Source organism: Halorubrum pallidum (assembly GCF_055380345.1).
In genome coordinates this window covers 86,099-110,202 of sequence record NZ_AP043944.1, presented here as the reverse complement: position 1 = coordinate 110,202, position 24,104 = coordinate 86,099, and the positions used below count along the sequence as shown (strand labels likewise).

Annotated in this window: 23 protein-coding genes and 3 pseudogenes; 14 read left to right on the top strand and 12 right to left on the bottom strand. The window is 58.3% G+C overall.

What is annotated here, in order from left to right:
• The first annotated feature begins 163 nt into the window (after nucleotides 1–163).
• Both ACZ45C_RS00555 and ACZ45C_RS00550 read left to right on the top strand, forming a co-directional pair.
• Nucleotides 164–1,020, top strand: a pseudogene (locus ACZ45C_RS00555) (IS1595 family transposase).
• A 30-nt stretch (nucleotides 1,021–1,050) separates the two neighbouring features.
• Nucleotides 1,051–1,356 carry a CPBP family intramembrane glutamic endopeptidase gene (locus ACZ45C_RS00550; RefSeq protein ID WP_080508283.1) on the top strand — a complete coding sequence of 102 codons (306 nt, stop codon included), beginning with the start codon at nucleotides 1,051–1,053 and terminating at the stop codon, nucleotides 1,354–1,356.
• 38 nt (nucleotides 1,357–1,394) lie between these two features.
• On the opposite strand, the gene ACZ45C_RS00545 is transcribed toward ACZ45C_RS00550, so the two are convergent.
• On the bottom strand, nucleotides 1,395–2,309 hold the full coding sequence (locus ACZ45C_RS00545) for a cation diffusion facilitator family transporter (RefSeq protein WP_058365067.1): 915 nt from the start codon (nucleotides 2,307–2,309) through the stop codon (nucleotides 1,395–1,397).
• A 320-nt stretch (nucleotides 2,310–2,629) separates the two neighbouring features.
• A complete protein-coding gene (locus tag ACZ45C_RS00540) occupies nucleotides 2,630–2,809 on the bottom strand; it encodes a hypothetical protein (protein ID WP_058365068.1) in 180 nt (59 codons plus the stop codon).
• A 117-nt stretch (nucleotides 2,810–2,926) separates the two neighbouring features.
• On the opposite strand from ACZ45C_RS00540, the gene ACZ45C_RS00535 reads away from it, so the two are divergent.
• From ACZ45C_RS00535 to ACZ45C_RS00525, 3 genes are all read left to right on the top strand, one after another.
• A complete protein-coding gene (locus tag ACZ45C_RS00535) occupies nucleotides 2,927–4,363 on the top strand; it encodes a cytochrome ubiquinol oxidase subunit I (RefSeq protein WP_144800185.1) in 1,437 nt (478 codons plus the stop codon).
• A gap of 68 nt (nucleotides 4,364–4,431) precedes the next feature.
• On the top strand, nucleotides 4,432–5,433 hold the full coding sequence (locus ACZ45C_RS00530; RefSeq protein ID WP_144800184.1) for a cytochrome d ubiquinol oxidase subunit II: 1,002 nt from the start codon (nucleotides 4,432–4,434) through the stop codon (nucleotides 5,431–5,433).
• A 2-nt stretch (nucleotides 5,434–5,435) separates the two neighbouring features.
• Nucleotides 5,436–5,714, top strand: a complete 279-nt coding sequence (locus tag ACZ45C_RS00525; protein WP_241659219.1) for a hypothetical protein — start codon at nucleotides 5,436–5,438, stop codon at nucleotides 5,712–5,714.
• 21 nt (nucleotides 5,715–5,735) lie between these two features.
• Here the strand turns inward: ACZ45C_RS00525 and ACZ45C_RS00520 are convergent, their stop codons facing one another.
• Nucleotides 5,736–5,972 (bottom strand): hypothetical protein, encoded by a 237-nt coding sequence (locus tag ACZ45C_RS00520; RefSeq protein WP_058365397.1) that lies wholly within the window; start codon nucleotides 5,970–5,972, stop codon nucleotides 5,736–5,738.
• A gap of 315 nt (nucleotides 5,973–6,287) precedes the next feature.
• On the opposite strand from ACZ45C_RS00520, the gene ACZ45C_RS00515 reads away from it, so the two are divergent.
• Nucleotides 6,288–8,882 carry a heavy metal translocating P-type ATPase gene (locus ACZ45C_RS00515; RefSeq protein ID WP_058365396.1) on the top strand — a complete coding sequence of 865 codons (2,595 nt, stop codon included), beginning with the start codon at nucleotides 6,288–6,290 and terminating at the stop codon, nucleotides 8,880–8,882.
• A gap of 16 nt (nucleotides 8,883–8,898) precedes the next feature.
• Here the strand turns inward: ACZ45C_RS00515 and ACZ45C_RS00510 are convergent.
• Together ACZ45C_RS00510 and artA are read right to left on the bottom strand one after the other, a co-directional pair.
• Nucleotides 8,899–9,372, bottom strand: a pseudogene (locus tag ACZ45C_RS00510) (S49 family peptidase).
• Nucleotides 9,373–9,977: 605 nt separating this feature from the next.
• A complete protein-coding gene (artA, locus tag ACZ45C_RS00505; protein ID WP_241659218.1) occupies nucleotides 9,978–10,301 on the bottom strand; it encodes an archaeosortase A in 324 nt (107 codons plus the stop codon).
• 495 nt (nucleotides 10,302–10,796) lie between these two features.
• Here artA and ACZ45C_RS00500 point away from each other — a divergent pair, with 495 nt between their 5' ends.
• From ACZ45C_RS00500 to ACZ45C_RS00490, 3 genes are read left to right on the top strand one after another with little or no spacing between them, the layout of a single operon-like run.
• On the top strand, nucleotides 10,797–11,126 hold the full coding sequence (locus ACZ45C_RS00500) for a hypothetical protein (protein WP_058365394.1): 330 nt from the start codon (nucleotides 10,797–10,799) through the stop codon (nucleotides 11,124–11,126).
• Nucleotides 11,123–13,204, top strand: coding sequence for a cation:proton antiporter (locus ACZ45C_RS00495; RefSeq protein WP_144800181.1), 2,082 nt, complete (start codon nucleotides 11,123–11,125; stop codon nucleotides 13,202–13,204). Before ACZ45C_RS00500 ends, ACZ45C_RS00495 begins: the two co-directional genes overlap by 4 nt.
• The gene (locus ACZ45C_RS00490; RefSeq protein WP_058365967.1) at nucleotides 13,201–14,988 is read left to right on the top strand and encodes a Na(+)/H(+) antiporter subunit D; all 1,788 of its coding nucleotides are present in this window, start codon (nucleotides 13,201–13,203) and stop codon (nucleotides 14,986–14,988) included. The genes ACZ45C_RS00495 and ACZ45C_RS00490 overlap by 4 nt, the downstream gene beginning before the upstream one ends.
• 30 nt (nucleotides 14,989–15,018) lie before the next feature.
• Here ACZ45C_RS00490 and ACZ45C_RS00485 read toward each other — a convergent pair whose 3' ends face one another.
• The 7 genes and pseudogenes from ACZ45C_RS00485 to ACZ45C_RS00455 all read right to left on the bottom strand — a co-directional run bounded on the left by ACZ45C_RS00485 (nucleotide 15,019) and on the right by ACZ45C_RS00455 (nucleotide 20,839).
• Nucleotides 15,019–15,222 (bottom strand): hypothetical protein, encoded by a 204-nt coding sequence (locus tag ACZ45C_RS00485; RefSeq protein WP_058365968.1) that lies wholly within the window; start codon nucleotides 15,220–15,222, stop codon nucleotides 15,019–15,021.
• A gap of 322 nt (nucleotides 15,223–15,544) precedes the next feature.
• A pseudogene (locus ACZ45C_RS00480) lies at nucleotides 15,545–15,805 on the bottom strand (HVO_A0114 family putative DNA-binding protein); the annotation flags it as partial.
• A 287-nt stretch (nucleotides 15,806–16,092) separates the two neighbouring features.
• On the bottom strand, nucleotides 16,093–16,245 hold the full coding sequence (locus ACZ45C_RS00475) for a DUF7333 family protein (RefSeq protein WP_424013257.1): 153 nt from the start codon (nucleotides 16,243–16,245) through the stop codon (nucleotides 16,093–16,095).
• 838 nt (nucleotides 16,246–17,083) lie between these two features.
• On the bottom strand, nucleotides 17,084–17,389 hold the full coding sequence (locus ACZ45C_RS00470; RefSeq protein ID WP_241659245.1) for a cupredoxin domain-containing protein: 306 nt from the start codon (nucleotides 17,387–17,389) through the stop codon (nucleotides 17,084–17,086).
• 141 nt (nucleotides 17,390–17,530) lie between these two features.
• Entirely contained in the window at nucleotides 17,531–18,787 is a 1,257-nt protein-coding gene (locus tag ACZ45C_RS00465; RefSeq protein ID WP_058365970.1) for a ZIP family metal transporter, read from the bottom strand.
• Between the two features lies 1 nt (nucleotide 18,788).
• Nucleotides 18,789–20,048: a multicopper oxidase domain-containing protein gene (locus ACZ45C_RS00460; protein ID WP_058365976.1), complete on the bottom strand. Its 1,260-nt coding sequence runs from the start codon at nucleotides 20,046–20,048 to the stop codon at nucleotides 18,789–18,791.
• 128 nt (nucleotides 20,049–20,176) lie between these two features.
• Complete coding sequence (locus ACZ45C_RS00455) at nucleotides 20,177–20,839, bottom strand: metal-dependent transcriptional regulator (protein ID WP_424013256.1); 663 nt, start codon at nucleotides 20,837–20,839, stop codon at nucleotides 20,177–20,179.
• Between the two features lie 252 nt (nucleotides 20,840–21,091).
• Here ACZ45C_RS00455 and ACZ45C_RS00450 point away from each other — a divergent pair, with 252 nt between their 5' ends.
• The 5 genes from ACZ45C_RS00450 (at nucleotide 21,092) to ACZ45C_RS00430 (ending at nucleotide 24,103) form a co-directional block, all read left to right on the top strand.
• Entirely contained in the window at nucleotides 21,092–21,259 is a 168-nt protein-coding gene (locus ACZ45C_RS00450) for a hypothetical protein (RefSeq protein WP_058365971.1), read from the top strand.
• Entirely contained in the window at nucleotides 21,213–21,452 is a 240-nt protein-coding gene (locus ACZ45C_RS00445) for a hypothetical protein (RefSeq protein WP_460560696.1), read from the top strand. The genes ACZ45C_RS00450 and ACZ45C_RS00445 overlap by 47 nt, the downstream gene beginning before the upstream one ends.
• A gap of 208 nt (nucleotides 21,453–21,660) precedes the next feature.
• Nucleotides 21,661–21,909, top strand: a complete 249-nt coding sequence (locus ACZ45C_RS00440; protein WP_058365972.1) for a hypothetical protein — start codon at nucleotides 21,661–21,663, stop codon at nucleotides 21,907–21,909.
• A gap of 6 nt (nucleotides 21,910–21,915) precedes the next feature.
• On the top strand, nucleotides 21,916–22,338 hold the full coding sequence (locus ACZ45C_RS00435) for a hypothetical protein (protein ID WP_058365973.1): 423 nt from the start codon (nucleotides 21,916–21,918) through the stop codon (nucleotides 22,336–22,338).
• A gap of 28 nt (nucleotides 22,339–22,366) precedes the next feature.
• Complete coding sequence (locus ACZ45C_RS00430) at nucleotides 22,367–24,103, top strand: hypothetical protein (protein WP_058365974.1); 1,737 nt, start codon at nucleotides 22,367–22,369, stop codon at nucleotides 24,101–24,103.
• Nucleotide 24,104: the final 1 nt, after the last annotated feature.

Genomic DNA, 24,104 nt, shown 5'->3' with positions numbered 1-24,104 from the left:
CTCCGACTTTGCGAGTTCGGTACGTCAAATGAGGTCGGTGTCCTACGTATTGGGTATCCTCCTTTGCCTCTTACGCTCTTCGGAAGTAGATTGTTGGTCAGGTAGAGCTGTCGCTGTGGAAGCGTAGCGGGCAAGGGTGACGCGAACGCGTCACCCGAACGCAATGTTCCCATTTGAATTGCTGAGTTCAGAGGCGAGCGCCGCGAGGGCCTCTGTTGCCCCCGCTGCCGGTCTGAGTCAGTGATCAAACACGGCAGCTATCGAGAGTATCAACGGTATCTCTGTAAGGATTGCGACCGCACGTTCAACGACAAGACTGGCACGATCTTCGCGCACGCGAAGATCGGCCTCGACAAGCTCTTGTTCGCGTTCTACTCGTTCCTCCGATTCAACACGAGTATCCGCCAGTTAGATGCTGAAATTGACGTTTCGTATCGTTCACTTCGCCGGCGCGTCGAGCAGTTCGCCAGAACGCTCGACGCGCCAGACATCTCTCTCGTTGGCCCGGTCGAGATTGACGAGTTCTACGTCTCTTCCGGCTTGAAAGGCCGCGAGCGCGACCGCTGGTCGCGCTCTCGCGGCCTCTCTCGACGCGGACGCGGAACGTATGATCAAGACAAACCACCCGTGTTCGTCCTCGTGGATCGCGGCAGCGGTCAGCGATACGTCATTCCGGCGAAATCCGCCGACGAAGCGACGGTGCGACTCCTTCTCGGCAACCACGAGAAGGAGTCGCTGACCGTGTATACTGACGGATTTCGGGCCTACGATCCACTCGACGATGACGAGAACTTCCACCGAGAAGCAGTAATTCACGATGACGGCGAGTACGCTGATGGAGACGCGCACGTGAACACGTGCGAGAGCCACGCGTCGCTGGCGCGACGGTGGCTCTCGCCGCATCGAGGCGTCTCAAAGGACAAACTGACAGCGTATCTCAGACCGCTCCAGCTTCGGCGACGAATCCTCCATAAACCGGGTCGAGAGGCACTGAAAGAGATTGTCCAAGCAGTTCTCTGACTCACCAACAATCTACGTCACAAGAGCGTAGTGCCATTCTCACTACTGCTCGTTGGTCCTGGCGAAGAATTCTTATTCCGAGGGCTTATCCAGGGAACACTACGACAAACCTTCCGGCCAGGGAGTGCAGTCGTTATTGCGAGTGCGATCTTCGCTGTGAGTCACACGACAGCTCTCAGTGGTGATGGCCAACTCACCTACATGGCCGTCGTGTTCGTTCTCGCACTCGTCCTCGGCGCCACCTACGAATATGCGGAGAACCTCGTAACCCCAGCTGTGATCCATGGTGTGTATAATGCCGTATTGCTCTCCGCCCTCTACTTGCAGGTAACGTGAAGTGCTCAGAGAAACCGTGAGTCCCACGCCGTCATCGCTTACTGATGCTCTGGCACCTGTGCATATTCGTTCGATTCACTAGCCATGTCGATAGTCGCGTGGTCAACGTCGAATTCGTCGTGAAGAACGTCGACAGCCTGTGTTTTGAGTTTCTCCCGCTCCTCGAGTGACTGGACATCGTCTTTCAGATGCATCGACGCGACGCGGATCGTACTCGATAACTGCCAAACGTGTACATCATCGACTGCCACGACGCCCTCGAGTTGTTTTAACCGGGTTTCGACTTCGTCGACGGAAACCGGACTCCGCTGGAAGAATATTTTGCCGCTCTCACGGAGTAGTTTCACAGCCGACCAGATAATGATGACCGCGATCAACACTGCCGTGATTGGGTCAGCGAGTGTCGATCCAGTGAACTCAACAACGAGCATCGAAACGATGACAGCGACGGACGCGCCGGTATCCCCGATAAGATGGTAGTACGCACCCTTCTCGTTGAGGTTCATTTCGCCGCCCTGTAAGTAGTACACGGACGCGAAGTTCACGACCAGTCCGCCCGTAGCGAGTCCTGCTGTCATCAACGGATCGATCTCGACGGGTTTGAGGAATCGCTGATAGGACTCCCAGACGAGGTATCCCACCATCGGAACGAGGAGGACACCGTTCAGAAACGCAGTGAACGGCTCGACACGGTCCAGTCCGTATGACCAGTACTCGCCTGGTTCAGTACGTCGTGAGACGTAGGCGGCACCGAAGGCGAGAACGTACGCGAGCGCGTCGAACAGCATGTGGAAGGCGTCGCCGATCAGGGCTACGGAACCGAAGAGGAGACCACCAGCAAGTTCGATCACGAAGCCGACGAGGTTGATCAGGGCGACCACGCCCAATTTCCGGATGCTCCGTTCGCCACTATCATGGCCGTGTCCGCTGTCGTGGCTCTGAGTAGTTCCCAAACGAAATCACCTACATTGTGATTCTTAATCTAGTAGATTAAACACACAGGTTTGGGTTCTGCCGTACGAAGGAAACACTCCAGTGCATCATCTGTAGAAGGAGAAGAGCCTGGAGGACGGATATGAAAGACTAGATCCTTGGACAGAGAACACCTCGTCACAGTAACTATTCCGTTATCAACCTGGATTTCGTACGTCAACGGAGGATTACCCTGATATCTTAATAATTCTATCCGTTGTGGCTCTCCGCTAACTCGATGTGACCTGCCGATTGTGGACCGTGTTGAGTGTTGATGAATCACCGAACGCTACGTCAATTATTACCCGATCTCATCCCATCGACGGACAAGTGCGATCCCGAAGATGAAGACGATCGCCCCCACACCGAGCTGTCGCCCGACCGTGCCGAACTCCACGTTCTGGAGCGCGACAAACCCTCTGATAGCCATGATCGCCGTCACCAGACAGACGAGCACAAGAACGACACGCCGGGTATCCATACGGCGGCGTTATCGGTCGACATAATAAACGGTTCGCCGCTTCCCGGCGAGAAGGAGGTGCGGATATGTTTAACATGATATGTTCTTTAGAATCGGCTGTTAGCCACTCCTTCAGCCATGGTCGATCCACTTATCGCTAGCCGGCTCCAGTTCGCCCTCACCACAATCGTCCATATCATCTTTCCGGTGATGAGCATGGGGTTAGCCCCGTTTCTTATCTATTTTACATGGAAGGACATTCGAACTGGCGAGCCGGTGTACGAACAGTTGCGTCGCTTCTGGACCAAGATCTTCGCCATCTCCTTTGTTGTCGGCACCGTTACTGGAATCGTCCTCGAATTCGAGTTCGGGACGAACTTCGCGGCGTTTTCGATTGCCGCCGGCGAACTGTTTGGTGGCCCGCTAGCCGTTGAGGGGATGATGGCGTTCATGCTAGAGGCGACGTTCCTCGGGATCTTCGTTTTCGGCCGTGAGCGCGTCGATGACACGCTCTACTTCATTTCAAGCGTCGCTGTCGGTCTTGGCACGTGGCTCTCAGCCGTGTGGATTCTCATCGCGAACTCATGGATGCAAACCCCGCGTGGCTATGAACTAGTCACCGAGGGCGGCCAGACGGTCGTTAAGCTCGTCGATCCGCTTGCAGCGTATTTTAACCCCCGATTCGGCTACATGTTTGTCCACATGCAGAACGCGGCCGTCGAATCGGTCGCGCTCTTCATGGCCGGCATCGCCGCCTACTACGTGTTCAAACACCACGTTCGTGGGATCGATGTCGACAACGTGAATTTCTGGGAGATGACCCTGAAGATCGCCCTCGTCGCTCTGCTGATCACGGCCCCGTTTCAAGTCTATCAGGGCGACATGTACGCCCGCTCGGTCGCCGAAACCCAACCGCAGAAGTTTGCCGCAATGGAGGCCGTCTGGGAGACCGACTCCTACGTGCCTGAGTATCTTATCGCCGTCCCGACGAACCTCGATTCGATCACCGACCCACGGGCGAAGGAACTGTTCGGCATCGGGATACCCGGTGGCGCGTCGTGGCTCGCCAGCGGGGGTGATCCGACCGCCGAGATACGTGGATTGAACACCTTTGAGAGCCAGGCGCCGCCGGTCGCCATCGTCTTCTGGGCTTTCCGTGCGATGGTCGGTCTGGGATTTTGGTTCATCCTGTTATCGTTCTGGGGTGGCTACCGATGGTACAAGGGCCAGCTACTGAATGATGGTCTGTTACACAAGGCACTGATGGGCTCGTCACTGCTGGGCATCCTCGCGGTCGAACTCGGCTGGATCGTCACCGAGGTCGGCAGACAGCCGTGGGTCATTCAGGATGTGATGAAGACCAGTGAAGCGGTCTCACCCGGGTTAACGGGAACTGAAGCGACGATCTCACTCGTTGGCTTCGCCGTGGTGTACCTTGCGTTGCTCGGGCTGTATACCTACGTTATCACTCGGGTCATCCGCAACGGCCCGCCCGGTCGCGAACAGCTTCGCGAGCGTCCCGACCGCACACCTATGCTAGACACGTCGGCCGCGGGAGGTACCGACGATGACTGACGTGCCGACGGTCATGGGGAGGTCGACGCAGATTGATACTGCTAGCGGACAGCCGAGAGGTATCATCAATGATTAGCGTCGAGTCGCTCAGTGCTGGACCGCTGTTCGGCCTCCCGCTCTCTGAGATGTGGTTCGGTCTCATCTTCACGCTGCTAGCGACGTTCCTGTTTCTCGATGGGTTCGATTTCGGGGCAGGGGCGATTTACGGTCTGCTCAACACCGACCGGGAACATGAGGCTGTCCTCGCTGCCGTCGGTCCGTTCTGGGACGGCAACGAGGTCTGGCTGGTCGTCTTTGGCGGCACACTCTTTGCCGCCTTTCCCGCGGCCTACGCGAACCTGTTCAGCCGGCACTACCTGCTGATGTTCGGGATTTTGGGTGCGCTCATCCTTCGTGGGCTGGCGCCTGAGATGTACGAACAGCGTCATGACGAGCGCTGGCAGCGGGCGTGGAGTGTCGCCTTCGTTGCTGGGAGCGTCCTCGCGCCGTTCCTGCTCGGTGTCTTCGCCGGCAACTGGCTCGTCGGCAACGAGAGCTCCGTCTCGCTCATCGGCGTCGTCGTCGGCTTCACGCTGACGCTGCTGACGGTCGTCTCCGGGGCGGCGTTCCTCCGGCTGAAAGCGCCACTCGATCTGCCCGAGCGGGTGTCGACGTACGGTCAGTTCGCGGTCGTCGGCTACTTGGTGGCGGTGGTGGCAACGCTAGCGATCCTCGCCGTGCGACTGCCCAGTGGGCTGTTGACACTGCTACATCCGGCCATCGTCGTGTTAGTGGTGACTTCGATCGGCCTCACCGCGGGATACATCGTCGCCATGCGGCGCGGTGAGAGTCTACTGGCACTCGGGGCGGCAGCGGTCCTCACGTACGGGCTGATCGCCGTTGTGGGGATTATTATGTATCCTGCCATCGACCCAGCAACTGGAGCAACGATCAGCGAAACCATTGTCTCGACGCTCCCGCTGAATCTGATGTCAATAGCCGCCGCACTGTTGTTGCCGCTGGTGGCAAGCTACTTTGTCGTGCTCTACTCGGCGTTCAGTGGTCCCATATCCCCCGAGGAGGCTTACTGACAGTGGTCGACGCCAACGTTCCTGACGACGGGGAAGGGCTCACCGTCGCGTCGGACGAGCAATCGATTGATGCCGACCGAACGTGGCTATTGTCGCGCATTCTGCTGACGTGGGCTGAGCTCATCGTTGTTGGACTCGGTGGCGCGGCCCTCGGTGGAACGGTTTCCGGACCACCCGGATTGATCGTCTATCTGGGAACCGTCCTCGCCTCGGTCAGCGTGCTCCTGTACAACGTCGATCAGATGATACAGCAGCGGCTCACGCTTGTCAAAACGAACTAAGAGAAATGTGTCGGAAGGGCGTTACTCCGGGTTGGATCCCGATGGCGATAGATTGCCGATCAATCCTTGTTCTCGGAGCCCGATGCCGAGGAGGACAACCGCATTCGGCAGAAACAGGAGTGCACCGAGTGCCGCCACCGTGTCTTCGGTCTGGACGCCGTAGGTAACGGCGAGCCCAGCGATGACGAACCCCGAGACGCCGAGGAAGTACATCCGATACTCATAGACCCTCGCAAGCGCCTGTTTGAGTAACGTCATGGTTATATTCCTGTATATGAATTCAGATCATATATACAAACGGATCTCTGACGTCGATCTCATTTTCTCCCAGAAGCAGAGTCCGTAATTAGGAACGATGGGAACTACCGATAGTGGATGAGCATATATCAGATAGACTACTGTTAGTGTAGGCACCAATGAGTAGGTTCGAATCAAGTCTCCGAGTGCGTCCCTTGGCTGGCTGTAAATCATCCGCTTTTATTATTCTACACTACAGAATTTAATAAGAATTGTTAATATTGGGGGGTATTATAGCAGCCAGGTTAATAAGTTTGAGAGCATTCGTTTCACATAATGACATCACCACCAGAAGAAGGTGGTCACGACCACGAACACGACCATGACACTAACGGACAGGACACTGATAGCGTATCCTCGACCTCGTCAAATCGGGACGATGTTGCCCAGTTCTCGGTGCCCGAGATGGATTGCCCATCTTGTGCGGGGAAGGTGAAAAATAGTGTCAGAAAACTTGATGGTATTACCACTGTTGACCCACAGGTGACGACTGGAACACTCTCTGTTTCTTATGAGAGAAGCCAAACATCTCCGGACGAAATCGCCGACCGCGTCAAAAAAGCGGGCTATACGGTTGAGTACCAGGGCGAGACAACCGCGGCGTTCACTGTCCCCGAAATGGACTGTCCATCCTGTGCGGGAAAAATTGAGAACGCCCTTGATGATCTCCCGGGGCTCTCGAGTTACGAGACACAACCGACTACTGGGAAAGTAGTGACGACCTACGATGACGACTCCACTTCGCCATCGAAGATCACTGATGCGATCGAGAGTGCTGGCTACGAAGTGACCGACTCGACTGCGAACGACGCAAACACTGCCGAGAGTTCGACTGACGAACGGGAGAACGTTTGGACAAGTTCGCGGGCGATAAAAACGTGGATTAGCGGGGGGCTCGTCGCACTTGGGCTCCTCTTTGAGTTCTTCCTTACGGGCCAGAACGTCCTTGTGGCCGAGCTCGTCGGGCGCGAGTTACTTGTCGCCGACATCCTGTTCCTCGGCGCGGTTGGGATCGCTGGCCAGATCATTTTCCGCAACGGCTACTACTCTGCGTTGAACCGGAATCTCGACATCGACCTGTTGATGAGTATTGCCATCAGCGGCGCCATCATCGCCAGCCTCGTCTTCGGGGAAGCGCTCTACTTTGAGGCCGCCACACTCACGTTCCTGTTCAGTATTGCAGAGCTGCTTGAACGCTATTCGATGGATCGCGCCCGGAACTCACTCCAAGAGTTGATGGATCTATCGCCGGACGAGGCGACCGTAAAACGCGATGGCGAAGAGGTAACCGTTCCTGTCGATAACGTGGCTGTCGGCGATGTCGTCGTCGTGCGTCCGGGTGAAAAAATCCCGATGGACGGCGAGGTTCTTGACGGAGAGAGTGCTGTCAACCAGGCCCCCATCACAGGCGAGAGCGTGCCAGTGGACAAGACACCGGGTGACGAGGTGTACGCTGGCACAATCAACGAACAGGGCTATCTCGAAATCGAGGTCACCTCCGAAGCGGGCGATAACACACTCTCGCGCATCGTCCAGATGGTCGAAGACGCACAGTCCAACAAAACCGAACGCGAGCAGTTCGTCGAGCGGTTCTCATCATACTACACCCCCGTCGTCGTCGGCTTTGCGGTCCTGGTTGCAGTTGTCCCGCCGCTCCTATTCGGGGCATCGTGGCCGACGTTCATCGTCTACGGCCTCACGCTGCTTGTGCTTGCATGTCCCTGTGCGTTCGTTATTTCCACACCCGTCTCGGTGGTGTCGGGGATCACCAGCGCCGCGAAGAATGGTGTCCTCATCAAGGGCGGCAACCATCTCGAGGCGATGGGCGCGGTGGACGCCATTGCAATGGACAAGACCGGCACGATCACCAAAGGCGAACTCACCGTCACCGACGTCGTCCCGTTGAACGACAACAGTGAGGACGATGTTCTCCGCTGTGCCCGCGGGCTGGAATCACGGTCGGAACACCCCATCGGCGATGCAATCATCGAATTCGCCGAGGAGAGTGATATCGGAGCGCCGACAGTCGATGATTTCGATAGTATCACCGGGAAAGGCGTCGAAGCCTCTCTCGACGGCAAGAAACACTACGCAGGGAAACCGGGATTCTTCGAGGAACTCGGGTTCAATCTCGAACACGTCCACGCGACGACCGACGGCGGTGTCGTCACGACGAAGAGTCAGCAGATGTGTGAGCGCAACAACTGTCTCGACCTTCTTGAGGGGACGGTCCCCGAACTCCAATCACAAGGGAAGACTGTCGTCTTAGTCGGGACTGAGGACGAGATTGAGGGCGTGATCGCCGTGGCCGACGAGATTCGACCCGGAGCGAAGGCAGCGATCCAGCGGCTCCACGATCTCGGCGTTGAGCACATCGTTATGCTTACCGGTGACAACGAACGTACGGCCCGGGCGATTGCCGAGGAGGTCGGCGTCGACGAGTTCCGCGCAGAACTCCTGCCCGACGAGAAGGTCGAGGCGATCAAAGAGCTCGACGAACAGTACGACGGGGTCGCTATGATCGGCGACGGCGTTAACGACGCACCCGCGCTTGCGACGGCGACCGTGGGTATTGCGATGGGTGCCGCTGGAACGGATACTGCTCTCGAAACAGCAGACATCGCACTGATGAGCGACGACCTATCGAAGCTACCGTACCTCTACGAACTCTCGCACGACGCGAACAGCGTCATCCGGCAGAACATCTGGACGAGTCTGGGTGCGAAAGGACTCCTCGCACTCGGTGTGCCCTTCGGACTCGTCCCGATCTGGGCAGCTGTCCTTATCGGCGATGCTGGTATGACTCTTGGTGTCACCGGCAACGCGATGCGGCTCTCCAGAATCAAGCCAGATTCGTTACTGAACGAGTAATTAGCTTTATTGGTTATTAACATTCACCAGTTGGGGGGATGAAGCGCAGGTTTGGCGTCGTCGAGCGGTAAGCAACCGAATATTCGTCGAGCTCTGCCGCCTCTGCCGCGGCAGCTATAGCCGTCTCCCTATCTCCGATCCCGTCAGCCAAGCTGTTCTCGACGGCGGCAGCACCAGAGTAGACCTTCGCGTTGCTCAGATCAGTTCGAGACAGTGAGAGCCGAGAGCCACGCTCTGCGTACACGCTATCGATGAACGAGCGCTTGAGCGTCTCTACTTAGGCCCGGATGTCGTCACTAGTGAGGCCACCGACTTTATCAGGACCGATCGCCATAGGCAAGGGTACTCCGTCAGGTTGGGGGACTAGCGCGCGTACGCCGACGCTCCCGACGAGGCTTCCAGGTGTCACGTAGATCTCGTCGCTCGGCAGCACCGTGTAGTAACCTCCCGAGGCTGCGATGCTGCGGACGCTGGTAATGACTGGCTTCACGCGGGCAAGTCGCTTGACCGCCCGGTACTGTGATTCGCTTGCCGCGACGGCCCACCGCCGCTGTTGATGGGCAACACGACTGGATCAATCGAGCTGTTCTGCCGGACTGTACGTAGTTCGTGAGTCACATCGTCCGCGGAATTGCCGCTGATCGGCCCTTCAATCGTTACCACTGCGACGGTCCCACGATCGTCGTCCTCAAACAACGCCAATGAGGCTGTCGGACCGACCGCAGCACCGATCAGAAGAGCGGCAACAATAATAACTGTGTACGAGGTCAACAGCGTCTCGACTCGTTGATCAATCGGATTCGCCACGAGTTTAGATATCGAGTCACACAAGTAAAAAAACCGTGGCAACTCCAGAAATATGGGATTTGATAGATTCTATGTACGTTGCACTAGGAGACTGGCGCAGGGTTAAGGATCGATGGTGCCGATCACAGATCTCCGGCTAACGTCCAATATTAATCCCGTAGACGGTGGCAATACTGAAAATAGTCTTCACATCGTTGGCAAGCAGGAAACGATTACGGCTGTGGTCACCGATAAGGTCGTGGCAGCAATGCGATCATACATCCCGGATCGTGGGTGATTGGGAGGATCTCAGTCACTTTTCGTCGCCGCTTCTGGCTGTTCGACCGCGGGCTCACGCGGGAGATCGAGAGTGGCTTGGAGGTCATGATCCTCACCTGTGAGCAAGTAGAGTATATCCTCTAGGATGGTCAACGGTTCCGGGAGCTCGCGGACGACGAGGTAGGTGATCGCCATGAGCGCGACGACCGCCCCGAGTTGGCTGATGATGCGGTCGGAGATCAGAAACGACATCCGATGAGGGTCGGTTTCGCCGAACACAAACAGGATCGCCTCCGAGAACCAGTCCATCAACTGATTGCCGGTGACGATCGAAATGAAGGCGGTTCGAAACACGTTGATGCTTCTGATTACCGTGTTGGCCTTGGGGCTCGGTTCGGGCACGCGGGACATGCTCCGCGTGACCTTTGATATTTAAGCAGAAGATCGGTGTTCAGTCGTTCGATTGTAATGAATCACTCTTCAGTTACGGCCAATATGACGATTGGTGCGACTCGATTGGCGTCGTTTGTATGCCAACCAGTACGAGATCAGAAGCGTCACGACGAGGATCACGAGCTTCGCTTGCAGATGAGTGCATACTTCCGGAGGAGGCGGCCGGCTCGAAGGACTGCACCGCCGGGCAGATTGCCGACCGATTCGTGGTATCGTTCGAGCGAGTGGAGGAGGCGTAGGATCCTTGTCTCGGCTGCGACATCAGTGACGGCGCTTTCGTCGTTCTGTTCGTATCGACTGGGATACAAACCGTTTAGGGACGGTAGGAAAAGTATCCGAGTAGGGATACCCATGTACACAGAGACGGTGGATCCTAAACCCGTCGGAGGTGTGTGGGTGACTGACACCGACGACGCAGACGAGCCCGTCACGAACGCTACCGGTGACGCCGGCTCGGATCCGCGATTGACGATCGTCGTCCCCGTCGAGCCGTTGCCGACCCTCCGTGCGACAGTCGTGCACATCGTGGAGGCTGTCGTCGAAGGAAGTGAAGCCGACGGCGACGTCCCCCGTCGCGCCCGTGAGGGCACGCCGCGTCCCTCGCTGGTTCTCTATCGGGTGCCGCCCGCGTTACTGGCGATGTTCCTCGTCGCGGTCGCGCTCGGCTTCGGCGGCTACGCGCTGTTCAAGTGGTTCGACCCGGTCCTCATGGAGGTGTTCGCATGACTGACGTACCCATAACCGATCTACGCCCCCTACTGGCCGTCCTCGTCTCGTTCGTCGCGGCGTTCTTCATCGCCGCGTCGCACCGCTCCCCGAACGTCCGCGAGGGGTGGACGATCGCGGCGGCGGTCACGAAGTTCGCGATCGTCGCCTCGATGCTGCCGGCGGTCCTCGACGGCGCGGTGTTCGAGTGGTCGCTCGGCGCGTTCCTGCCCGGCGGCATCGAGTTCGTCCTGCGCGCCGACGCGCTCGGGATGCTATTCGCGTTCCTCGCGAGCGGGCTGTGGATCGTCACCTCCTTCTACAGCATCGGCTACATGCGCGGGAACGACGAGGTGAACCAGACCCGGTACTTCGCCGCGTTCGCGGTGTCGCTGTCGGCGACGATGGGGATCGCGTTCGCGGGCAACCTCGTGACGATCTTCGTCTTCTACGAGCTCCTCTCGATCGCGACGTACCCGCTCGTCGCCCACGACGAGACCGACGAGGCCCGCGCGGCCGGCCGGAAGTACCTCGCGTACACGATGTTCGGCGGCGGCGTGCTCGTCCTCGCCGGGACCGCCCTCGTCTACCTCATCGCCGGCAACGTCTCGTTCACGGCCGGCGGCATCGAGGAACTGGCGAACGCCGACCCCGGCCTCGCGATGCTCGCCTTCTTCCTGCTCGCGATCGGGTTCGGCGTGAAGGCCGGGATCATGCCGCTCCACCAGTGGCTCCCCGAGGCGATGGTCGCACCGACGCCCGTTTCCGGGCTGCTGCATGCGGTCGCGGTCGTCAAGTCCGGGGCGTTCGGCGTCTCGCGGGTCGTCCTCGACGTGTTCGGCCCAGAACTCGTCTTCGACCTCTCGCTCCCGTTCGGCTTCTCGGCCGGACTCGTCCTCTCGACCATCGGAGCGATCACGCTGACGGCGGCCTCGATCATCGCCCTGCGGAAGGACCACCTGAAACAGCGGCTCGCCTACTCGACGGTGAGCCAGCTGAGCTACATCATCCTCGGACTCGGCCTGTACGGCTGGTACGGGCTCGTCGGCGCGCTGCTGCACATCCCGGCGCACGCGTTCATGAAGCTCACCCTGTTCTTCTGTGCCGGGAACCTCCACGTCTCGACGCACACCGATTACATCTCCGAGATGGCGGGGATCGGCAAGCGGATGCCCCTGACGATGGGGGCCTTTACGGTCGCCTCGCTCGGGATGGCCGGAATCCCGCTGCTGGCCGGGTTCGTCAGCAAGTACTACATGCTGATCGGCGGGATTCGGATGGGCGCTCGGCTGACCCCGGTCGCCTACTACCTCGTCGGCGCGCTGCTGCTCTCCGGCGTGCTCAACATCGCGTACTTCTGGCCGGTGATCTACACGGCCTTCTTCGAGGCGGAGGACGCCCACGACGCGAAGCCGCTCGTCGACTTCCGGATGGGCGGCGAGACGCGGTCGACGCTGCCGGCGACCGATGGGGGCCGTCCGAAGGATGCCGACGACGACGTTGACGCTTGTAACGACGACGACCCCGACGTCGACGAGGTCGTCGAGAGTGCCGAGGGCGACTCGGCAATCGATGCCGAGGGAGCGGAGTCCACGGGCGACGACGCCGATGTCCCGGACGACTCGGACATCCCCGACGCGGAGATGGACGACCTCCCGACCGACGAAGACGGCGTGGTATGCCCGGACTTCGACACGAGCGACCGGGACTTCTCCGAGCCCGCAGAGCGCGTCGACACCGGCGATTACGCGGTCGACCAGCGCCCCTCCGACGCCGACGTTCCGTTTGGCGTGGGGCGCGGCGACGGCGATGACGGAGGCGATGAGACAGGGCATGATGCCCACGACACGAGCCATGACGATCACGCAGACCACGACAACCACGGCCACGCGGGCGGGCCGCCCGCGAGCGACTGGGAGCACATCGCGGGGCTCGACGCCCTCTGCGGGGGCGAGTCCACGTGGTTCACACTCGGGCCGATCCTCACCGCGATGAGCCTCGCGGTGCTGCTCGGCGTGATACCCTACGAGATGGGCTTCCTGGAGCTGATCGAGCTCATCGTCGACACGCGACTCCCCGAGGGGATGATGCGGCCGTGAACCCGATTCTCACCTCGGTGCCTCCGTACGTGCTGCTCGCCTTCGCCGCCCTCGCCGTGCTCGCGCTCCCGCGCCGGTCCGGTCACGCAGTGGCCGCGCTGGCGACGGCGTTCACCTTCGCGCAGGCCGTCCTGCTCGGCGACGGCGGCGCGGGGACGTACCTCGCGACACAGTTCCTCGGCTTCGACGTGGTCTTCTTCAACGTCGATCAGTTCTCGCTTTTGATGGGGGTCGTCGTCGGCTTCCTCGCGACCGCGGCGGTGCTGTACGCGTACGGCACCGAGGCGCCCACGTGGGTGACTGCGTTCGCGCTCATCTACGTCGCCTCGACGATCGGGACGATCTACGCCGGCGACTGGCTCACCCTGATCTTCTTCTGGGAGCTGATGGCCGTCACCTCGACGCTGCTGGTGTGGCAGTACGGCGGGGAAGCGGTGCGGGCCGGCTACCGCTACGCGCTGTTCCACGGCATCGGCGGGACATTCTTCCTCGGCGCGGTCGTCGTCCACGGCGCGGCGATGCTCGGGAGCGTGCCGGCCGGCGAGATATTCCTGTTCTCGTCGACGACCGGGATCCACGCCTCCGCGACGCTACTCGCCGCGATCGGGATCGGCGTCAACTGCGGGTTCATCTTCCTGCACACGTGGCTGCCGGACACCTACCCGCGCCCGCACGTCGCGGCGTCGGTGTTCCTCTCGGTGTTCACGACGAAGACCGCGGTGTACGTGATGTACCGTGCGTTCCCGGAGGGCGGGATGTGGCTCGCGTATCTCGGCGGGTTCATGGCCGTCTACGGCGCGTTCTTCGCGCTGCTGCAGTACGATCCGCGTCGCCTGCTGTCGTACCACATCCAGGCGCAGGTCGGCTACATGCTCGCCGGACTCGGGCTCGCGACTGCTGTCGGCGAGTTCGCCGTCACCGGCGGGTTCGCGCACCTGTTCAACAACGTCCTCTACAAGAGCCTCCTGTTCATGGCAGTCGGTGTCGTCGTCTACCGTACCGGCGTCGAGGACATCAGGGACATGGGCGGACTCTGGCGGGAGATGCCGATCACCTTTCTCGTCTACCTCGTGGGTGCGGCCTCGATTACCGCCGTTCCGGGGTTCAACGGGTTCATTTCGAAGGGGATGGTGATCTCCTCCGCCCACGAGGTCCACAACTTCGAGCTGCTGTTCGGCCAAGGGCTGCTGTGGTGGCTGCTGATCCTCGGCGGCGTGGGGACGTTCATGTCGTTCATCAAGCTCGGCTACTATATGTTCTTTCACGGGTCGGCGACGCTATCGCCGAAAGACGCGACGCCGTTCCAGACGGCGGGGATGCTCCTGGCGGGCGGCGCCTGTGTCTTCTTCGGCACGCCGCTCACCTACGGTTACCTCGTCGAACTGATGCCGTTCACTGCCGCGGTCGCGCCGGAACTGCACCCGTACAGCGCGAGCCACCTGACGGAGAGCGCGGCGCTACTCGTGACCGGCTTCGTCGGCTTCTTCGCGCTGAAGCGCCCGCTCGGCTGGCTCGCCCACCATATGCGCGACGTCGACGCGGTGACGTACCCGGCCGCATTCTACCTGAGCCGGGGAACAGTCTGGGGCGTCACGGAGCTGTGGGCTGCCGTCGACCGCGTCGTGATGCGGCTGGTCGCCGGCGTCAAGCGGACCGCGACGCACCCGCGAGCGGCCGTCTCGGCGCTCGGCGCCGACGTCGAGATCCGGGCGGGCATCGGTCGGAGCGTCCTCTTCTTGACGCTCGCGGCTGGTGTCGCGCTGCTCGTGTTCCTGCTCGGGTAGCGAGAGAGTTGAGCCGCCGGTTCGTGCATCTCACTCGTCCTCTTCGACAATTCGCCGATCCTGTTCGCTGAGCGAGAGGAAGACGATCACGCTGATGAACGGAACCACGAATCCGAACATTTCGCCGCTCTCTGCGCTGGTGTAGCGCATGAACAAAACCGAGGTCATACTCACGCAGAAAACGCCGACGTAGACCAGCGAATTGGCATCGGTGGCGTCGTTGTCAGAGCACATACGTCCCGGAAATTCTCGTAGCTCGTCTTGTTCCGTGATCGGTTGTCGTAGATCCGCGTCACTTGCTGTAGCATACGGTCTTCCATACCGTATGCCGCATATCTAGTCTGTTTGAATTCTGACTGCCTGCCATCATCTTCTGGTAGGTGACTTTCGCCGCCACTGATACATATACTCGTGTCCTCCCTTCGTATATAGAGCGTGACTGTAATGGCCGCGAGTGGGTCAACAGTATTACTCGCAGCATGTTTCAACGAAGCCGATATAAGGGTTATTCGAATTTCAAATTGCAACTTTCGATATGGTATAAACTCGCCGGGCCTTACGGTGCGACGGTTGCGGTGTCACCGGCTTCCGGATCAAACGGGAGGTTGATGACGAGTTCGTCAAACCAGACGACCGGACGTTTACTCTGGCCGTCTTCTTCAAAGAAGATGATGCCCAACTGGGCGAGCCGACTGAGTTCCTCGTGGACGTTCTTCACGTCCCGGTTGACAACCCGTGCGGTCTCGTTGATGCTGGATGGCTCTTCCCGACGGATGGCTTCGATGAGATCGAGGACGCGCGGGGTCAGCGTCCCCATGTTCGAGCGGTGGGAAACCGTTTTTGACGCCCCGTTCTGCGTGTTGAGCGTGCTCGGATCGGCATGGTCGTGGTCATGCCTGTGACTAGGCTCGTGAGACCCCTCTTCGTGTTCAGGGGTATGATCTATTGATTCACCACTTCCTGTCGTGGGAATCGTCGTCAGGTGAGATCATCACTAGCCGCTACAAGTTTATTAACTCGGCTGCTATAAATCGCTCATTCACTACCAATGTTTAATATACATACAAAGTTGAACTCTGTGTTTCCCCCATCTCAAACGCAGACCTAGGTACGGTTTGCTCGATACTCACCGTGTTTGGTCCCGAGAAGAGGTGTAAGGACTCCGAACACGATGAGGCCGACACTCGCCATCATGACTATACTGGTGGTCATCGGATACATAATCGTCTCATCAATAATGATGGCGAGCAGGGCCACGAACGTGATCACCGTTTTCGTTGTATTGAATTCCTTCTCCAGTTTGTTACTCAAACTCAATCACAGGTTGTTTCCGATGTCTCGGCTGTCGACATTTTAGGACGGGTATTCTTCCGAACGAAACCCTATCAGAGAAGCGCGCCAACAAGACACGGTAGTTTGGGATTCGTTGTACTTCTTGGTATTGTAATAGTTCTCTCGCGACTTGATCAAGCTGTCCAGATGTATTTTATACTATCACCAAATATATTTATATGATTGGACACCTTCTTTGTACTATGTGTATTTACTGTAACGCCTATGGAGAAGAACACTCCGATGAGGAAAGTGAGACGTCAGTGCCCAAAACCACCGATACACCCAATACTTCCTCAGACCAGCATACTGTTCAACAACAGTCTGAGGGAATTCTCTCCCGGATTCGCACCTCGTTAGTGAACCTATTTTGATTGACTACCTCTATGTATCAGGTACTTCATAGCACGATCGAACACGAAGATGATTCGAGAACTACACCAGCACCATCTCTGTTTTGAGCGCGTCACCACCTACTAACAGTTCTGATCGAATGGAATACGAAGGAGCAGCCGTGCCACGGAGTGGATCGCCAGAAGATACCTCAGACTAATTTGGGCATCCGTTTCTAACGACTGGCCGTCTCGATCTTCACCGGTGAGGATCAGTAGTGAGACAACACCGGGTAACGCCAGCGGTAGAGAGTGATTCTTTTCTATGGTTTCGGTTTCGCTTGGAATTTGAAAATCTAAACTCTAGTTGACATGAATAGGAATATTTCGTCATCGAAATACTAACATGGTTCTGAGCCCGCTATTGCCATTTATTCTACCCGAATTGTCCCAACCATTCCAGAACTTTCATGCGGAATACAACAGTACCCGTACGTTCCGGGTTGATCGAACGTGTGCTCGTAGTTCTCTCCCGGGGCGATGAGTCCCTCAGTAACCCGGTTCCTCGCAGCACGCTCTGACTCGAAGCCACCACTTGCGAAGTACACGGCCTCGGCCGGAATCCCGCCTTCGTACGCTGTGACCGTGTGCTGGATGTCGCTCTCGTTCGTCCACATCACTGTCCCACCGGTTTCGATCGTCGCAGTCTTCGGCTCAAACGTGTGATCGTCGGGCATCGTGACGGTCAGGGTCGACGGTGACTGTCCGTTCAAACATCCGGCGGTGCTGAGCGTCGCCAAGGCGGCAGTACTGAGTCGCAACACCGTCCGTCGATTGTGGAATTTGAGTGTCATTGGAACAGAGATGAGTGGTGCCTATCAGAGCGCCACGAAGAGGTCGGTCACGTACATCACGCCGAGGCCGAGCAGGAACGCGAGCAGGTTCGTGGCGCTGGCCACGCGACCGCCTGCATCCCGAACCATTCCCGCGATCTCCCAGTTGACCTGTAAGATTGCACCAACCCCGATCGCGAGGAAGAAGGCGCCGATCGTCGGTGAGTACGCGAGACTACCGATCCACCCGCCGAGGATGACGGGGGCACCGGCGATGACACCGAGCGCGGCGAAGTGCCTGAACGACGGGCGCTCTCCGCGGGCGACCGGTGCAACGACGGCCGGGCCTTCCGTCACGTTGTGGAGCATGAACCCGATCACGAGGAACGCGCCGAGCGACACACGCCCGAGTGCGAACGAACTCCCGATCGCCAGCCCTTCCGCGAGGTTGTGCAGGCCGATCCCGACCGCGACCAGATAGGCGATCCAGAGACCGCTACTCGCCCGACTGTCACCGGCGGCGACACGGCCCTTGCGCCACGCGCTGATTGCCTGAACGAGAGTGAGTGCGCCGAGGATCCCGAAGACGACCAAGAGGTTGCCCTCGTACGCGCCCGGAACCCGTTGAGCAAGTTCGAACGCCTCGAACCCGGCGTCGAACGCCAAGAAGCCGAGGACGCCAGCCGCGAACAAGAGCACGGCGTGCAGCCACCGATCGCTCATCGTCTTGATGTAGGGGAACCAGAGCATCCCTAATGCGACCGGGATCACGCCGACGAACAGCCCGATGACTGCAAGCGTCCAGAGCAGACTGAGGCTAAATCCGGGTGCCTGATTCGGAGCGACGATCGTATTCTCGAATGTCGCCCCGTCAGAGAGTACGAGGGCGACGTTGAGATCCCATCCCGGATTCCAGTGATACGGGATCACGATCTGTGCGCTTTCCATCGGGGCGAGCGTTTGGTCGCCACCGGCTCCTTCGACCTGAAAATTCCAGTAGGCCTCATCGACGAGGACCTGTGCTATCGTCACGGAATCGGGCCCGTTGTTCGTTACGTGTAACACGACCGTTCCGTCGCTCGGAAGCGTTGTGTGTGTGATCGTCACGTCGGGAAGCGGTTCACCGCTCTCGCTCTGAATACTGGCGAGTGGTGACGTAAACGCGAACACACCCAAGACGAGCACGAGCAATACGATCGGAAGTATCGCGCTGACCCATCGCGGTAGTCCGAGCGGCTGTGTGACCTCGTTTTCAGTAGATACACCACTGTCCGCCGTCGGTTTCTGTGTCTTATCCGGCATGTTAGACCACCTCGAAAAAGCTCATCCAGCCGAGTTCGGCGAACTCGGACTGGTGGGCGTGGAACATGTACAGCCCGGGTTCGTGGTCCGAGTAGTCGAGCTCGATGATACCGCGCTGCGCCTGCGTCTGCATGATCGTGTCCACGGTCTTGCGCGTCGGTGTCAGCGTCGTCCCGTGATCATAGTAATCGAAGAACTGCGAGTGCGTGTGGAACGAGTTGATGAGGTCGAACTCAGTCGCATTGGAGAGGTACACGCGTTGCCGTTCGTTCTTGTCGATCTGGATGGGACGCTTCGTCTCGCCGGCTGTCCAGTTGCCGGTGCCGTCGGTACTACCGACCCCGTATGCGAACGCCCGTGTGTTCGCCGCGTAGACCTCGTTCCCGCCGTCGAAGTTGGTGTCGAACGAGTTCATCACCATGACCATCTCGTTGACGGCGTCGTTTTCGGCGTACTCGTGGTTCCGGCTCTTCGCCTCTTCGACGAACCGCGTCCGCATGTCGTCGGTAATCGGGCCGGGATAATTGACGTAATCGCGTGGATTCTCCCTGACGCGTTCGGGGTCCGGATCGACGATGATCGTGCCGTAGAGTCCGCGGTGGATGTGTTCTTTCAGCGGGAGCGAGTGGCAGTGATAGAAGTGCGTACCGGCTGGTTGGGCAATCCACTCGTAGGTGAATGATTCTCCCGTATCGAGCACACCCGGCCCGTTCTGGGGGATCCCATCCATTCGCGGGTTAAGGTTCTTCAGATGCGGATGGATCGTGTGAGCGTGCCGTCCGAGGTTCGTGAATTTGACGCGAATTAGGTCGCCCTCAACAGCACGGATCGTGGGGCCCGGCACCTGACCGTTGAATGCCCACGCTTGGAACTCGACGCCCGGCGCGATGGTGATCGTTGTGTCGACCGCGGTGAATTCGAACTCCCGTACGGTTCGACCATCCTCCTCGTAGACCTGCTGCGGAACGTTATCCTGCCCGCTGTCTCCGGTATTGAACGCGGTGAGGAACTCGTGCGGATCGAAGTCCAAATCTCGGTATTCGCCCACCGCACCGAAGTTACCGTGTGTATCATCGCCCTCGTGGCCGGGTGACGCACTTGCACGTGAACTCCCGAGTCCAACGGCGGCACTTCCCGCGACACCAAGACTGCCGAGTACCGTGCGACGACTGACGCTCGTTTCACCGGTGAGTGATTCAACCAAACGCTGTTCGAGTCGTTTGGTGACATCTGCCGCACTCTCGTAATCTATCGAGGGCATGATCTCCTCGACGGGTTGACTATTCGGATACCCATATGTGATAGTGGATGATCCCAATATATAAATTAGACCCATCTAAACTTTGAGTAGATCTAAACTAAAAATGGACTAGCAGACTTCCGAGCTTCTCAGTGAGAACTCTGTGTGAGAGATTGGGTGGATATGGAACGTGCGACTTCTTCGGGTAGCGCAACCGGACCATCTCCGTTATCAGGGTCAAGTGTGACCATTCCGAATGGCGCAATCTCGACAACATCTACGACAGTTCCGGGATGAATCCCATGTTTGGACAGGTACCGGAGGAGATCTGGATCGGTGTCCGGAACCCGTACGATCTGAACGCTGTCACCCACTTGATGATCAGCAAGACGTTCACCATCCTTTGCTCCCGATACATCCAGATCCGCGGTGGGAATTGGGTCGCCATGCGGGTCAACCGCTGGTTGTCCTAGCTGCTCTGCAATCCGGTCGGCAAACTTACTGCTGATGTGGTGTTCGAGGCGATCTGCTTCGTCGTGTACCTCTGCCCAATCATACTCGAGGTGGTCCGTCAGATATCGTTCTAACAGTCGGTGATGGCGAATGATTTCGAGAGCAATAGGAACCCCAGTATCAGTGAGCTCAACTCCCTTGTAGGGCTCGTACTGCACGAAATCACGCTCTGATAATTTTTTCATCATACTGGTAACCGTCGATTGCTCTACGTCGATATACTCAGCGAGCACCGAAGTTCGTACCCGGCCGTCTGTTTCGTTCTGAAGAGAATAGATCGCTTTGAGATAGTCCTCCATGATCGCGCTCAACATTGGAAAAGAATTAGACATGGCTAAATTTATAATTTTCTTCATCTGTGTTACTTGGAGTGTCAATTATCAATGGTGTCTCGCTAGAATTCGGTTAGATCGTGTATCCGTTTGTTTCCTTGCTTGAGGGTTGAATACCATCTCTCTGATGTCTAAAGGCGTTCCGGCAGTACAAGGGCCGGAATCCTGCATGAAAAACTTCGAACCTATATATAGCGGACAAGCAAAGTTCACCATAAAATGTCAGACCTGATCGTCAAAGCAGCTGTGAAGGATGCACTGTCGGACCACAACGTCTCGGCCGATTTCTACAACTCCCTCAACGAGGAGGTCGCCGATCTCCTCGATGACGCCGCCGAGCGTGCCGAATCGAACGACAGGAAGACGGTCCATCTCCGCGACCTGTAGCTCCGGATTTCGCGAGGTCGACACAGAGATCGCGGACGACGTCGAGCGAATCAAGACGCTGATCGAGCAGCTGGAAACCGGTGAGATTTCGATCTCGGATGGAGAGGAGATTTTTCAAGTGGGACAAGACCGACTTGCGAAGCTCCGCGAACTCGTCGTCGATAGAGATGGTGAGATCAAAGAGTTAGAATGACAAGTTCGCTCACGAAGAATTAACCAACGAAACCCAATATCTCACCTGTGCTGTTGGTTAAGATGGTTCGATGTTATCTTCGGGCCAAATACCCCCGAGACATTCATAGATTAGCAACATTCTCCATATACAGAAAATATTTATTCCTCACCAAATTTTCCCATAATGTGTACCACGACTCCGTTGGTGCATACCCATACTCGCACGTATGATAACTCGGTCAGTTACCATCGAAGACATCGATGACCTGTACCTGATGTGGAACGACCACATCAACGCTTCCGCCCTCTATCGCCGCACCCTCCGCGAGGAAATGGAAGTCCGCGACGTCGACCCCGACGACCTCCGTGACCTCCTCGAACGGGCTCGCGAGCTGGGCCACACGAAAGAAGAAATCGTCGACGAGACCAATCGGTACGCCGATCTGAAGACACTCGTCGAAGACGCAGAGGAATAACCCGCAATGTCACAGGACAGTACACCCTCCGAGACGCCTGAGAATCGCACTGACAGTCAGTCCACGGCAGTGAGCAAAGTCTCCAGACAAGCCGTCCTTACAGTTGCGCTGTTGAGTCTGTTCGCTGTCCAGCCCGTCGCAGCACAGACCAGCGCTGTTTGCAGCGCGGACAACCTACCGAGTATGATTGAGGGCTTCTTCCAGCTGACCACTGGACTCGGCATCGTCGGCCTTGCCGTGGTCTGGCAGGCCGACTCCCTCATCGAGATGTTCACCCTGAACCCTGAGCAAAAGAAGGGCCTCAAGCGCCACAAGCGCTCGGCGATGAAGTCCGCCGTCGTCCTCGTTGTTCTCGGCCCGCTGTACACCGTTGCGGGGTCGATGATGGGGCTGCCGCTGGCACAGTGTGTTGACCTCGTCCCCTGGTAAGTCACTCTACCATCCCCGTCGCGAGCCCATGGAACAACGAGAGCTCTCCGTGCTCATGGCCGCCCTGTTCGTGACGAGCCTAGTCACGGGTGTCGTCGCAGCCGATCCACCACGCCCGGGTACTGAGGGGAACGGCCTTTCTGAGAACGAGTCAGCGACGCTCTGGTCTCGCGATGCGGATAACTATATCAGTCAAGAAGAGTACCGCCAGCGCTACGGAGAGGACCGCACGTCCGTCCATCAGCTCGCGAATGGGACAGACATCACGTTCAAGCGGCCGCCTTCAACCGCCGCAACGTGGACTCGAAACGATTTCGGCGACCTCGAAGCCGGTGGGTCAGATACGTCAGTTCATCCGCCTCACGCATCCCTCGAAGACGGTGTCTTCATCGAAGACGCCCATGCGACAGTGTTTGCGGTTCAGCCGTCGACTCGTGGTCACCTCGAGTCCGGTGATACCCCACTCTACATCGCACCGAATGGGACGATGCGTGGGTTCGTCGATTACCGGGTCCGTGTTCCAAATGGGAGTTCCTCCGGGAACAGGACCATCGAGTGGTCGCTTACGGAACACGAGATCGAGGAAGTTCGGCTGCAGAAAGACGGGGAGACCATCGCGAGGACTGATGGGTCGCACACGCCGGCCATCAACTACCAGATCACCGACGACTGGAGTGCAACCCTCACTCTCGAAGCAGAGATCCACGTTCGGCTGAAGAAGACGATACGGACCGACGTGGGCGGCGGAACCAACGTCGACGTCGTCTATCGTGAGGAGACGCGAAACGTTTCGGACTCGGTCGATGTCGAGATATACGACCTCTCTGCGTACCCCTACTACGCCGAGTACCCCAACGGCGATGCTGGCGTGGCTATCTTCCAGTCTCGTCCGTGGCAAGGGTACACACTCACCGACGAGGGGAACGCGAGCGTACGCGGTGTCTGGCGGTTTTACACGGCCCGCAACACCAACTGGGATACGCTCGTCAGGTCGAACCGAACCGACAGCGCCGAAGTCGAGTCCGATGCGATCCCCGTGTACGTCCACGCGTATCCGTCCCGAATCGGACCACGAGCTGAGCCCGTCCGGGACGGCCCCAAAATCATCGACACCTGGGGAACGGAACGCCCCTCCCCGCTGGAGACTATCGGCGAGAACGTCAACGTCGAGATCGTAAATCAGTCCTACGAGACGACGTACGGTGTCGCCGTCCGCGCCGAGAACGTCGACAGAGAAGCACTCCACGTCGCAGGCATCGTTCGCGGTGTGAACGCGTCTATCGTCGAGCCCGATGCCGGTTCTGAACGGCAACTTCGTCGTAGCAATCTCACCGTCGAGGTTCTCCAGCAAAACGAATCACAGGCGACGCTTCGGATTGAGCTACGTGACAACCAGACTGGCGCACCGATCGTCCTCAACGATAGCGCCCGCCGGTATCCTATCGGTGGCATCTCACGTGATGGCTACATCACCATCGCCAATCGGGAGGTCGAGACCAACGCCTCTGGCGTAGCCATCGTGACGATCACTGAACCCGGTATCTACACCGCTCGGTATCATCCAGGGTCGTGGCTCGGACACAATCCGGCCTACGTGAGTGATACGGCGACCGCCCGGTGGCATCCACTCGGAACCATCGACGGCTGGTTCGCGTTCATCTTCGAGGTCGGCTGGCAGTTCATTCCCTTCTTCGTAATGTTCTACGCGGGACGCCGTCTCCTCCGGATGCTCGGCCCAGAAGACATCTTCCAACAAGATCCATAGC